11 protein-coding genes and 1 tRNA gene are annotated in these 12,851 nt (G+C 60.5%); 8 read left to right on the forward strand and 4 right to left on the reverse strand.

What is annotated here, in order from left to right; all coding sequences use genetic code 11:
* Positions 1-19 precede the first annotated feature (19 nt).
* The 3 genes from yidC to rpmH are packed head-to-tail and all read right to left on the reverse strand — an operon-like array spanning position 20 to position 2,448.
* Positions 20-1,870 carry a membrane protein insertase YidC gene (gene yidC, locus YH63_RS09505; protein ID WP_046827812.1) on the reverse strand — a complete coding sequence of 617 codons (1,851 nt, stop codon included), beginning with the start codon at positions 1,868-1,870 and terminating at the stop codon, positions 20-22.
* A gap of 13 nt (positions 1,871-1,883) precedes the next feature.
* Positions 1,884-2,270 carry a ribonuclease P protein component gene (gene rnpA / locus YH63_RS09510; RefSeq protein ID WP_083992593.1) on the reverse strand — a complete coding sequence of 129 codons (387 nt, stop codon included), beginning with the start codon at positions 2,268-2,270 and terminating at the stop codon, positions 1,884-1,886.
* 43 nt (positions 2,271-2,313) lie between these two features.
* Positions 2,314-2,448, reverse strand: coding sequence for a 50S ribosomal protein L34 (rpmH, locus tag YH63_RS09515; protein ID WP_008542748.1), 135 nt, complete (start codon positions 2,446-2,448; stop codon positions 2,314-2,316).
* 327 nt (positions 2,449-2,775) lie between these two features.
* On the opposite strand from rpmH, the gene YH63_RS09520 reads away from it, so the two are divergent.
* Together YH63_RS09520 and YH63_RS09525 are read left to right on the forward strand one after the other, a co-directional pair.
* Positions 2,776-4,254, forward strand: a complete 1,479-nt coding sequence (locus YH63_RS09520) for a sensor histidine kinase (RefSeq protein WP_046827810.1) — start codon at positions 2,776-2,778, stop codon at positions 4,252-4,254.
* A gap of 118 nt (positions 4,255-4,372) precedes the next feature.
* Positions 4,373-4,449: transfer RNA gene (locus YH63_RS09525), tRNA-Arg, on the forward strand.
* A gap of 36 nt (positions 4,450-4,485) precedes the next feature.
* Here the strand turns inward: YH63_RS09525 and YH63_RS09530 are convergent.
* On the reverse strand, positions 4,486-5,181 hold the full coding sequence (locus YH63_RS09530) for a hypothetical protein (RefSeq protein ID WP_046827809.1): 696 nt from the start codon (positions 5,179-5,181) through the stop codon (positions 4,486-4,488).
* Positions 5,182-5,217: 36 nt separating this feature from the next.
* Here YH63_RS09530 and YH63_RS09535 point away from each other — a divergent pair, with 36 nt between their 5' ends.
* The 6 genes from YH63_RS09535 (at position 5,218) to YH63_RS09560 (ending at position 12,849) form a co-directional block, all read left to right on the forward strand.
* Positions 5,218-5,625, forward strand: a complete 408-nt coding sequence (locus tag YH63_RS09535; protein WP_046827808.1) for a FixH family protein — start codon at positions 5,218-5,220, stop codon at positions 5,623-5,625.
* Positions 5,622-7,037, forward strand: coding sequence for an efflux RND transporter periplasmic adaptor subunit (locus tag YH63_RS09540; protein ID WP_046827807.1), 1,416 nt, complete (start codon positions 5,622-5,624; stop codon positions 7,035-7,037). The genes YH63_RS09535 and YH63_RS09540 overlap by 4 nt, the downstream gene beginning before the upstream one ends.
* Complete coding sequence (locus YH63_RS09545) at positions 7,034-10,171, forward strand: efflux RND transporter permease subunit (protein WP_046827806.1); 3,138 nt, start codon at positions 7,034-7,036, stop codon at positions 10,169-10,171. Before YH63_RS09540 ends, YH63_RS09545 begins: the two co-directional genes overlap by 4 nt.
* Positions 10,172-10,787: 616 nt before the next feature.
* Positions 10,788-11,033, forward strand: a complete 246-nt coding sequence (locus YH63_RS22020; RefSeq protein WP_052753832.1) for an arginase family protein — start codon at positions 10,788-10,790, stop codon at positions 11,031-11,033.
* A 101-nt stretch (positions 11,034-11,134) separates the two neighbouring features.
* Positions 11,135-12,358 carry an ornithine--oxo-acid transaminase gene (gene rocD / locus YH63_RS09555; RefSeq protein WP_046827805.1) on the forward strand — a complete coding sequence of 408 codons (1,224 nt, stop codon included), beginning with the start codon at positions 11,135-11,137 and terminating at the stop codon, positions 12,356-12,358.
* Positions 12,359-12,555: 197 nt separating this feature from the next.
* On the forward strand, positions 12,556-12,849 hold the full coding sequence (locus YH63_RS09560; RefSeq protein WP_046829629.1) for a GYD domain-containing protein: 294 nt from the start codon (positions 12,556-12,558) through the stop codon (positions 12,847-12,849).
* The last annotated feature ends 2 nt before the right edge of the window (positions 12,850-12,851 follow it).

Consider the following 12,851-nt stretch of genomic DNA (forward strand, 5'->3'; position numbering starts at 1 on the left):
GGCTGGAATTGCAAAGACGTCAGGTGGTTTTCTTCGAACCGGCGAAGGTCGACCTGATGTTGTCGAACAGTTCGATCTTCGCGCCGTTCTTGTTCATGATGTAGCCTTGCTGGAGCACCGAGAGCAGGTTGTTCCAGGCCCAGTAGATCACGAGACCGGCGGGGAAGCCCGCAAGCATGAAGGTGAAGATCAGCGGCATCCAGTCGAAGATCATCTTCTGCGTCGGATCCGGCGGCGTCGGGTTCAGCTTCATCTGGACCCACATCGTGATGCCCATGATGATCGGCCAGATGCCGAGATGCAGGTAGTAGCCGAGAACCGGAAGCTGCGTCGGATCGAACGCCAGCAGGCCGAACAGGTTGAACAGGTTGGTCGGGTCTGGCGCCGACAGATCCCTGATCCAGCCGAAGAACGGCGCATGCCGCATTTCGATGGTGACGAACAGAACCTTGTAGAGCGAGAAGAACACCGGGATCTGGATCAGAATCGGAAGACAGCCCGCGATCGGGTTGATCTTCTCCTTCTTGTAGATCTCCATCATTTCCTGCTGCTGCTTCACCTTGTCGTCTGGATACTTGTCCTTCAGCGCGGCGAGCTGCGGCTGCACGGCCTTCATCTTCGCCATCGACGCATAGGACTTGCTGGCGAGCGGGAAGAACACAAGCTTGACCAGCACCGTCACCGCCAGGATCGCGACGCCGAAGTTGCCGACGATGTGGAAGAACCAGTCGATCAGGAAGAACATCGGCTTGGTGATGAAGTAGAACCAGCCCCAGTCGATCAGGCGATCGAACTTGTTGAGGCTGAGCTGCCTGTCGTAGGTGTCGACCACGGCGTTTTCCTTGGCGCCGGCGAACAGGTTGGTCGTGGTCGTGGCCGTGCCGCCAATCGCAACCGTCAATGGGTCGAGCAGGTAATCGGTCTGATAGGTGCGCAGCGTGCCGACGAGGTTCGACGAGAAGCGCGCCTGAACGTTGGCCTTCGGGCTCGGCAGCAGCGTGCCGGCCCAGTACTTGTCGGTGATGCCGAGCCACGCATTGGTGACCTTGAACTCGACCGCCTTGGCCTCGTCGATGGCCTTGTAACCGTATTCCTGCAGGCCCTTTTCGCCGAGAACGCCGATCAGGCCTTCATGCAGGATGTAATAGCCCGACACCGGCGGTACGCCGTGACGCGAAATCAGACCGAATGGATACAGCGTAACCGGAGCGTCGCCGACATTGGACACGTCGTCCTTGATCGTGAACAGGTACTTGTCGTCGATCGAAATGGTGCGCTTGAAGGTGAGGCCTTGGCCGTTGTTCCAGGTCAGTGTGACCGGCTTCGCCGGCGTCAGCGCGCCCGTGCCTTCCTGGGTCCAGACGGTGTCCTTGGTCGGCATTTTGACCGTGGAGCCTGCCGACGGCACGAACCCGAACTCGGCGTAGAACGGCTCCTTGGTGCCCGACGGCGAGAACAGTTCGATGGCCGGCGATTTCGGATCGACGGTCTCGCGGAATTTCACCAGCGCGACGTCGTCGATGCGCGCACCGGTCAGCGCGATGCTGCCGCTGATGCTGGGCGTTTCGATCTTCACGCGCGGCGAGGCCGCGATCACGGTGGGCCGGGGCTGCACAGGCGCGGCCGCTGCCGGTGTCGCAGGTGTTGTCGGTGCGCCGGCCTGCTGCGCGGGAGCCGTGGGCGTGGTTCCGGGAGTTGGGGTCGCGCCCGGCGCAGTCGTCGCGGGATTGGCGGCCTGCTTCTGCGCCAGTTCGGCCTGCTGCGCGGCGCGCTGCTTTTCCATCTGCGGGATATTGTAGAGGTACTGCCACGCGATCAGCACAAGGCCCGACAGGATGACGGCGAGGATGGTGTTGCGATTTTCGATCATCGTTCAGGTCTCGTCATTCGCTCGAGCGGGTTCGGGAATTGGCGTGTGGCTTTGGGTCGCTGGGCTGTCTTGGCGTCTGTCGCTCGAGGCGGCTGAGCGCCGAGCGCAGATCGTTGAACATGGTTTCAAAGCCGCGGTCCAGCGCGGCCCGACGGCCCACTATCACATAATCATGGTGCGGTCGCATGGATATGACGTCCAGCCGCTTCACCAATTCGCGAAGCCTGCGGCGGACGCGGTTGCGTTCCGTCGCAGTGCCGACTTTTTTAGTAACGGTAAAACCGACGCGGACCGGGCCGGCGTCGTCGCGCGGGCGGCTTTGCACCACAAAGGCAGGGCTGGCCATGCGCGGTCCACTGGCCGCGGCGACGAAATCCGCGCGCTGCCTTAACCGGTCCATGATCTCAACCGGCGCATGGGAAAGGGTCTCGGGTGAGGTCCGCTCAGGCGCTCAGACGCTTGCGGCCACGCGCGCGGCGGGCGGCGAGAACCTTGCGGCCGCCGGCGGTCGCGAGACGGGCACGGAAGCCGTGACGGCGCTTGCGCACCAGTTTGCTGGGTTGATAGGTCCGCTTCACGGTCGTTCTCCGCTGCCGAATGGCTCGTTCGACGGTGTCGTCGAAGGCAATTCGCCGATAAATGAGATGAAATCCTGCGATGTCGGCCCTGAAGTGGACCAATTTCGGTCCAAAATGAACCGGCCCGGTCAAGCCGGGCCATCGAGGACAGTTGGCGCGGCTTATACGGGAGCGGTCTGTTTTCGTCAATCTTGGGGTTTGGTCTGGCGCTTAAGTCGCATGGCGCCGCCGGGTGCTTAAACCATAACAGTTCCGGGGGTTTGACCCCGGTCGCCAGCGGGCGCATCCTGCGGCGGCAAATCTATATAGAGGGTGGGCGATCGATCAATGGCGGTATCCGGCCAGGAACCTGATCGGACAATGGCAAAGCCCCCGCCGGGGCTGCGTTTCGGGCTGTCCGGAAAGCTGCTGTTGCTGACGATTCCGTTGATCCTGATCGTCGAAGTTCTGATCTACGTTCCCTCCATCGCCAACTTCCGGGTGAACCGGCTCAACGACCGGCTGGCGGCCGCGAATACCGCCGCGCTGGTGCTGGACGCCGCGCCGAGCGGCATGGTTCCGGACGCGCTGGCGCGGCAGATTCTCGCCAGCATCGGGGCGCGGGCCGTGGCCATCAAGAGCGGCCAGCAGCGTCGGCTTTTGGCGGCGGCGGACATGCCGAAAAAAATCGACCATGACGTCGACATGCGCGAGATCGGTGTCGGATCGGCCATCATCGATGCATTCCGGGTGATGCTCGACAGCGGCGACGAGGTCATGCGCATTCTGGGTCCGGCACCCGGCAGCGGACAGTTCATCGAAGTGGTGGTCGACGAGAAGCCGCTGCGCGATGCGATGTTCCGCTTCTCGCGCAACGTGTTGTTGTTGTCGCTGGTCATGACCAGCATCACCGCGGGCCTGATCTACTACGCCCTGCATCACCTGTTCGTGCGGCCGATGCGGCGGGTCACCGCCAATCTCGTCGCCTTCCACGAGAATCCGGAAAGCACCGCGCGCATTATTGAGCCGTCGAAGCGCACCGATGAAATCGGCGTCGCGGAGCGCGAACTCTCGGACATGCAGCGCGATCTGGTGTCGATGCTGCATCAGAAGAGCCATCTTGCAGCACTCGGCCTCGCGGTCTCAAAGATCAACCACGATCTGCGCAACCTGCTGGCGTCGTCGCAACTTTTGTCCGACCAACTCGCCAGTGTGCCCGATCCGCGCGTGCAGCGGTTCGCGCCGAAGTTGATGCGCTCGCTGGAGCGCGCCATCGCGTTCTGCCAGTCCACTCTTTCCTATGGCAAGGCACAGGAAGCCGCGCCCGACCGGCGCATGGTCCTGATCGAGCCGGTTATCAACGAGGTGCGCGAATCGGCCGGGCTTGCATCCGATACGTCGATCGAATGGATCAACGCCATCGAGCGCGGGCTCACCGTGGATGCCGACCCGGATCAGTTGTTCCGGGTGCTGCTCAATCTGGTCCGTAATGCCGCGCAGGCGCTCGAGAGCGATAAATCCGGAGCCGGGGTTGCGCGGCAGATTCGCGTCACCGGCCGCCGCGAGGGCGCGGTGACCATCCTTGAGATCTCGGATACGGGCCCCGGTATTCCGGAAAAGGCCCGCGAGCATCTGTTCGAGGCGTTTCAGGGCTCGTCGCGGGACGGCGGCACCGGGCTCGGGCTTGCGATTGCGGCGGAACTGGTCCGCGCTCACGGCGGCGAATTGAGCCTGGTGGAAGGCACCCTCGGGGCGACGTTCCGAATCATGATTCCGGATCGCGCCGTGGAGCTTCACCGGCTGCGGGATGCACGGGCCCGGGGCTGAAAAACTGCCAATTTGGCCAGAAATCGATGCCGTATCGATCTTGCAAAGCGATCCCGGAGCCGGTAGCTATGGCGCTCTTTCGCGGCGGGCCCTTTGGGCTCCTTGGCCCGCGAAATGCGCGCCCGTAGCTCAGCTGGATAGAGCACCAGACTACGAATCTGGGGGTCAGGAGTTCGAATCTCTTCGGGCGCGCCAAATTGCCACCATTCAGAACAAAACAGCGAACCCTGATTATTCCGTGCTCAGCGCCGAATAAGCGCGACGGGCATAAGGACCGAAGGGTTCGAGTATAGCGAACGGACCGAGCGTCACGGCATACCGACGGTTGCTCATGCTCACCAGCGCTGAACCAGTTTCACCAATTCGCCTGGAACGAAGTTCTGACGTTTCTTTATGGTAAGAATGAAGGTCGATCTCGATCATCACGGGGTCGTTAGCCTGAAAGGCTTCCAATTTCGATGTATCTGTGGGATTTTCGGGTGTGACCCGCCAAATTGCCATCCGCCAGCTAGTTGCGATCTCCATGATCGCAGGTCTGGTACTGGCTCCGTTGTCCCGGCCTGTCATGGCGGAATCGCCATCGGCTGGTGCGATAGCCGCCATGCCACACGATATGGCGGCGTCGGCGCGGACAGACGAAATGGCAAACGACATGCCGTGCTGTCCGTCGAAAGCTCCGGCGCCAATCGACTGTGAGAAGTGCCTGCTCATGGCGGTCTGCATGACCGCGAGCTTCGCGGCCGTGCCAGCATTCACCTTGCTCCGGTTTCCTGTTTTGTCCAGCCGAAGTTCGCGGCCGAAAGATGATTCCTGGCTCCAGAGCCTGGCCCATCCACCCCCCGACCACCCTCCTCGATTCCTGATCTGATCGGCGCTATCGCGCCGGCTCGCTGCCGCGTGGCCTTCGGGCTGCGCGGATAAACGCATGCCGCCTCGCGGCATCAGGATATTGAGGATCTCAAAATGAAGACGTTCAAGTACATACGCGCCATTGGTGCTGCGCTCATCGGTATTGCCATGACCGGATCGGTCACTGTCGCTCGTTCCGACATCAAGGATTACGAATTCCAGCTCGTTGATCAAACCGTCAAGGCCGGCCCGGACAGAACCGTTACGGTTCGGCTCTTCAACAAAGCCACCGGCAAGCCGGTGCCGGATGCGGTGGTCTTCGCAACCCGTCTCGACATGGCTCCGGATGCCATGCAGGAGATGGCAACCAAGGTTGTGCCCGTCCCCGGCGCGGAGCCGGGCAGCTATAAATTCAAGGCCACGTTCGGCATGGCCGGCCGATGGCTGCTTTCGCTCGGCGCGAAAGTGCAGGGCGAGAACGGTACCGTCGAAGGCAAACTCGTCATCACGGCGCAGAAATGAGAACCGCGAGCCTGGTCATCGCGACCGTCGCCGCTGTGATAGCGGCGGCAGGTGGCGGATTCATGAGTGGTCGCGGGGTTCTTCGGACCGCTGATGCCCCAAGGATCGCTGTGGTCTCACAAGCGATTGCGCAGACGAGCAGCGAGCCGATCTACTACCAGGATCCGGACGGCAAACCGTTTTATTCTCTAACCCCCAAGAAGACTCCGGACGGACGCGACTACCGGGGCGTGCCTGCCGGCGCGGACATCAGCTTCGAGGAGGCATCCGCCCCCGAGACCATGCCGACGGCGCCGATGGACCGAAAAATCAAATACTACCGCAATCCGATGGGGCTGCCCGACACGTCGCTAACGCCGAAGAAAGATTCGATGGGGATGAATTACATCCCCGTCTATGAAGGTGAAGACAGTGACGACAGATCGGTCAAACTGTCGCCAGGAAAAATCCAGCGCACCGGCGTCAAATCCGAGCCGGCAGCATTGCGTGTCATCCGCACATTGATCAAGGCGCCGGGAACGATCCAGCTCGATGAGCGCCGCATCTCGGTTATTTCGATGCGCGCGGAAAGCTGGGTGCAAAAGGTTGCGAACGTCACCACCGGCGCAAAGGTCAACAAAGGCCAGCCGCTGATGGAAATTTACAGTCCTGCGGTTGCAACAGCATCGGCTGAATACATTGCGACGATCAACTCCAAGACAACGGGTGGGGATGGATTTTACGGACGCGGCTCGCGGCAGCGGCTGATGAATCTCGACGTTCCGGATGCGGCGATTGTCGCGATGGAAAAGAGTCGAACCGTTCCAATTGCAATCGAGTGGTCGGCACCCCGCGACGGGATAGTGCTTGAACGAAACGCTATCGAAGGCATGCGCGCGCAGCCGGGCGACGTTCTGTTCCGGGTTGCGGACACGTCGGTGGTGTGGGCGATGATCGATGTCGCGGAACGTGATCTGGGAATGCTTGCGGTCGGACAGGCGGTAATCGTGAAGGCGCGCAGTTTTCCAAACCGGGAGTTCGCCGGGAAGATTAGCGTCATCTATCCGCAAGTGAATCGCGAAACACGAACCGCCCGGGTGCGGATTGAACTGTCCAATTCGGATGGCGCGTTGCTTCCCGATATGTATGTGGATGCGGGCATCAACACTGGCAGCTCCGAGCCGGTCCTGACCATCCTGGAAAGCGCCGTTCTGGATACCGGGGCGAAGCAGGCGGTCTTCATCGACAAGGGGCAGGGACGTTTTGAGCCGCGCGACGTCATGCTTGGTCATCGTGGCGACGGTTATGTCGAAGTGCGGAAGGGTATCACCGAAGGTGAGCCAGTCGTCGTCTCGGCCAATTTTCTGATCGACGCGGAAAGCAACTTGAAGGCCGCCCTCAAGGGCTTCTCGGAAGCGGGAACTCAACCATGATCGCCCGCCTGATTGCCTGGTCGGCGCGTAACCTGTTGCTGGTGTTCTTTGGCGCCGGATTTGCGGCGGCTGCGGGAGTCTACGCCCTCGCACACTTGCCGCTCGATGCGATTCCGGATCTCTCCGACACGCAGGTGATCGTCTACACCGAGTATCCCGGACAGGCCCCGCAGGTGATCGAGGATCAGGTCACCTATCCGCTGACCACAGCGATGCTGACCGTGCCAAGGTCAAAGGTCGTGCGCGGTTTTTCCTTCTTCGGGGTGTCGTTCGTCTACGTCATCTTCGAGGACGGTACCGATATCTACTGGGCGCGTTCGCGTGTTCTTGAATTTCTCAACGGCGCGGCATCGCGGTTGCCGTCTGGCGTAACGCCGACGATGGGGCCGGACGCTACCGGTGTGGGTTGGGTTTACCAATATGCGGTGATGTCGAAGGAATTGAACCTCTCCGACACACGCGCGATTCAGGACTGGAACCTGAAATTTGCGCTCGCCAAAGCCGAAGGCGTAGCTGAGGTGGCGAGCGTCGGCGGATTCGTCAAGCAATACAACGTCATTCTCGATCCGCAGCGCATGCGTGATCTCGGCATCACCATGCAGAAGATGCGCGATGCGATCCGCGCCAGCAACGCTGATGTCGGCGGCCGCACCGTCGAACTCTCGGAGTTCGAATATGTCATCCGCGGTAAAGGTTATCTGAAAGGTATCAATGACCTTGGCAACATCGTCCTCAAGACCAGTGGCGGCACACCGGTCCTGCTGCGCGATGTCGCCCGGGTCGAACTCGGTCCGGACGAGCGGCGTGGAATTACCGAACTCAACGGAGAGGGCGAGGTCGCCAGCGGCATCGTGCTGCAACGGTTCGGGGTCAACGCCCTCGATGTCATCGACAACGTCAAGAAACGCTTCAGGGAGATTGCCAGCAGCTTGCCCAAATCGGTCGAGATCGTCCCGGTCTATGACCGCTCCGAGTTGATTAATGCGGCCATCGCCACACTCAAGCATACGTTGCTTGAGGAGAGCGTGGTCGTAGCACTGGTCTGCATCGTCTTCCTGCTGCATGTCCGCAGCGCCTTGGTGGCTATCATCATGCTGCCGGTCGGCGTGCTGATGGCGTTCGGCGCGATGAAGCTGCTCGGTATCGGCTCCAACATCATGAGTCTCGGCGGCATTGCCATCGCCATCGGCGCCATGGTCGACGCGGCTATCGTTATGATCGAAAACGCCCACAAACACCTTGAACGGGCCGAGCCCGGACGCTCGCGGATCGATATCCTGATCGAGGCCGCCTCCGAGGTCGGTCCGGCGCTGTTCTTCAGTCTGCTGATCATCACCGTCTCGTTCATGCCGATTTTCACGCTGGAATCGCAGGAAGGCCGGCTGTTCAGCCCCTTGGCATTCACCAAGACGTTTGCGATGGCGGCGGCAGCTTTGCTGTCGATCACGCTGGTGCCCGCTATGATGGTGATTTGCGTTCGTGGCCGGATCATCCCGGAGCACAAGAATCCGATCAACCGATTCCTGATCTGGATTTATCGGCCGGTGATCAAGACCGTGATGCGCGCCAAAACATTGGTGATCCTTATGTCGCTTGGCGTGCTTGCCGTGACCGTGTGGCCCGCGCGGCAACTTGGCACCGAGTTCATGCCGAACCTGAACGAAGGCACGCTGCTCTACATGCCGACGACGCTGCCCGGCATTTCGGTTACCAAGGCGGGCGAACTCCTGCAGACGCAGGACAGGATTATCAGGTCATTTCCGGAAGTGACGTCGGTTTATGGAAAGGCCGGACGCGCATTGACCGCCACCGATCCTGCGCCGTCCGAGATGTTCGAAACTGTGATCAATCTGAAGCCGAAGGAGGAATGGCGGCCCGGCGTCACCATCGACAGCCTGACCACCGAGATGGACCGCGCGTTGCAATTCCCCGGCGTCTCAAACGCCTGGACCATGCCGATCAAGGCGCGCATCGACATGCTGTCGACCGGCATCCGGACGCCGGTCGGGGTCAAGGTGATTGGCACCGATCTGATCGAGATCGACAAGCTGGCGAAGCAGGTCGAGCAAGTCCTGAAAGCTGTACCCGGAACATCGTCGGCGTATGCCGAGCGGGGCATCGGCGGATACTATCTCGATGTAACTCCGGATCGGGCGGCTTTGGCGCGCTACGGCATCATGATTCAGGACGTCCAGGACGTCATCGGGACCGCGCTTGGCGGCCAGACCGTGACGACGACAGTGGAGGGCCGTCAGCGGTTCAGCGTCAACATGCGTTATCCTCGCGACTTGCGTGACAGTCCGCAGGCCATCGCCAACGATGTTCTGGTGCCGATGCCGGCCGGCGGCGCGGTACCTCTCGGCGAGGTCGCCAAGGTTGCGCCGTCACGCGGCCCGACCTCGATCCGCACCGAGAACGGCCAGTTGGCCGTTTACATCTACGTCGATATTCGTGATCGCGATCTCGGTGGTTATGTGACTGACGCGCAGCAGGCAGTGAAGGCGAGCATCCAGTTCCCGCCGGGCTCTTACGTGGTCTGGAGCGGGCAGTACGAATATCTCGAGCGCGCAACTGCGCGCCTGAAGATTGTGGTGCCGGTCACGCTGCTGATCATCTTCCTGCTGCTGTATCTCAACTTCCGCTCGGTCACGGATACGATGATTGTGATGCTGTCGCTGCCGTTCGCGCTGGTCGGCGGCATCTGGCTGATGTGGTGGCTGGGTTTCAACCTGTCGGTGGCCGTCGTGGTCGGCTTCATCGCGCTGGCGGGCGTGGCCGCCGAAACCGGCGTCGTGATGCTGATCTACCTCAATCAGGCGCTGGCGGAAATCAAGGCGCGACGCGATGCCGAAGGACGAGAGCTGACTCGCCACGACCTTTATGATGCTGTCATGGAAGGCGCTGTCGAACGGGTGCGACCCAAGATGATGACGGTGGTCGCCATAATGGCGGGGCTGCTGCCGATCATGTGGAGTACCGGCGCCGGCTCCGAGATCATGCAGCGCATCGCCGTGCCGATGATCGGCGGCATGATCTCATCGACGCTGCTGACACTGATCGTGATTCCGGCGATCTACGGATTGATTAAAGAGGCGGGCCTTGAGAAAGCGCACCCGGTGGCGGCTGTGAATTGAACTGGTGGAGCCTGTCGCACGTCGACCAGAACGCGAGGCGTGAGACCTCCATGTTGCAGGTCGATGGCCTCGGTGGTTCGTTACGCTGGCGAGAAATCCCCAAGATAAGAAGGCCTTCGCGGTGACTACCAACTCGACCGGAATGTCCGCGAAGCGGACGATCGAGATTGATGGCTTATCAAATGGCTTCGAGTAATCTGGCTGAAAATTATAAAGCAATTTCAATGATATAAGAGTTCGTGATTATATTCTGAATGGCGCGCTAAAATGCCACCATTCAAAATAAAACAGCGAACCCCGCGGCTACAGAGATGCGACCAATATTGGCGAGCTTCCGGTACCGAGTGCAAACGGACGTTTCGTGCAGGCTGATTGTTCTTCGCATTCGGACCCAATGCTGACTTCTGGTCTGCTTCGGAACTGATGCGCCCAACTAGAAGAGCGTGCATCAACAGCGATCTCACGACGGTGTCTCGCCTCCATGAGATCACGGCGGTCGGAGTGGCATGTGGCGCCAGCGCGCGTGATGACGGCTGCAAAGCTGGGCCTGCCGAATTTCGATAAAACAGCGAACTCGCGTTAGCTTCAAGGAGGTATCGTACTTAACTGGCAGCAAATGCTGAACGACCTATGTACGATTGATATCTCGCCGATTGTGGCCGTTGCCCGGACGGCTCGCTGGACGGCCGGCATGACTCGTCGGTTGGCCGCCGACGACGATCAGTTCGTCGTGATCGGTGGCGATCATTCTTGCGCAATCACGTGGAGCGGGATGTCTGACGCACTGCGAAAAGACGGATTGCTTGGTTTGGTGTGGATTGATGCACACATGATACGCACACGTGCCGCGAACGACACATAGCGGCGCCATCAATGGAAGGCCTGTTGCGTGCCTGCTCGGCTATGGGGCGCGACCGGCTGATGTGCGACGTGATCTCAGCCAGGGTTTGAAAGAGGTGTGTCATGAGTGATCTCGCCAACCTCGAAGCCCGTTTCGGAGCATCCAACTATGCGCCGTTGCCGGTCACGATCGTCCGCAGCAACGGAGTTTATGTATGGGATGAGAGCGGGCGACGTTACATCGATATGATGGGGGCGTACTCAGCGGCCAGCTTCGGCCATTGCCATCCGCGTCTCGTTCAAGCACTCACCGAACAGGCCCGGCAGCTCGACACGGTATCCCGCGCCTATTTCAGCGATCGATTAGGGCCCTTCCTAGCGCGGGCCTGCACCCTGACCGGCATGGATCTGGCGCTGCCGATGAACAGCGGCGCGGAAGCGGTGGAGACTGCGCTCAAGGCTGCGCGCAAATGGGCCTACAAGGTCAAGGGCGTGCCGGGCGATCGGGCCGAGATCATTGCAGCAGAGGGCAATTTTCACGGCCGGACGATTTCCATCGTCGGCTTTTCATCCGTTGCCCAGTATCGCGATGGTTATGGGCCATTCCCGCCCGGCTTCAGACTCGTTCCGTTCGGTGACGCAGCCGCGCTAAAAGCCGCGATCACACCGAACACTGCGGCCTTTCTGGTTGAGCCGATACAGGGGGAAGGCGGCATCAACGTGCCGCCGCCGGGTTACCTCGCGGAAGCCGGGCGCATCTGCCGTGCAAACAACGTGCTGCTGCTTTGCGACGAGATCCAGTCTGGCTTGGGACGCACCGGCCGGCTCCTTGCCTGTCAGCATGATGGAGTAAAGCCTGACGGTTTGATGCTTGGCAAAGCGCTCGGCGGCGGACTCTTGCCAGTGTCGCTGTTTCTCGCGCGTCGCGAGGTGATGGCGGTTTTCACGCCGGGAGATCACGGCAGCACGTTCGGTGGAAATCCGATCGCTGCTGCGGTCGGATTGGCCGCTCTTGAAACGCTGATTGACGAGGGATTGATCGAGCGGGCTGCGACTGTCGGCGCCCATCTTCTGAATCGGCTCGCTTCGATTAAGAACCCGATCATCCGCGATGTGCGAGGCCGCGGTCTGTTCGCGGGGGTTGAACTGGATCGTGACTTTGCGAGTGCGGGTGCAGTGGCCGCGCGCCTGTTACGCGCGGGCGTGCTGACCAAGGATACTCACCGCAACACGATACGCTTTGCTCCGCCCTTGATCATCGATCAAGCGCAAGTTGACTGGGCGGTGGATCGGCTCACCGAAGTTCTGGAGGACGTCGCCAAAACGGATACTCTTCTCAGGCAATGATACGATCACCCGACGTCAGTCGACGTCGAATCTGACGCTCCTTGGCGAGCGGAAGGTCGTGGCCGAAATTGATGGTGCTGATGACCCGGGCGCATACAGGTCTTCCATGCGTCTGAGCCTGCCTAACTGTGCTATGCTGAGATTTATGAGAACTGCTCATGCCGGGTTGCACAGGGTCCTAACCAGGGAGGATGACCATGGTAACGTATGTCGTGCTTGCCAAGTTCACCGATCAAGGAATCCGCACCGCAAAGGAGTCTCCAAAGCGGGCAGATGCCTTCAAGCAATTAGCGAAGACGTTTGGAGTGACCGTGAAGGACATCTTCTGGACGCAGGGGCGGTATGACGTCGTGACAATCGTCGAAGCGCCAGATGAGGCTTCCGCCATGTCGCTTAGCTTGAGTCTTGGCGCACTTGGCAACGTCCGCACCGAATCGTTGCGAGCCTTCTCGGCTGCGGACATGACGGCGATCGTCGGCAAGATGGTCTGACG

This window comes from Afipia massiliensis (genome assembly GCF_001006325.2).
Lineage (GTDB): Bacteria > Pseudomonadota > Alphaproteobacteria > Rhizobiales > Xanthobacteraceae > Afipia > Afipia massiliensis_A.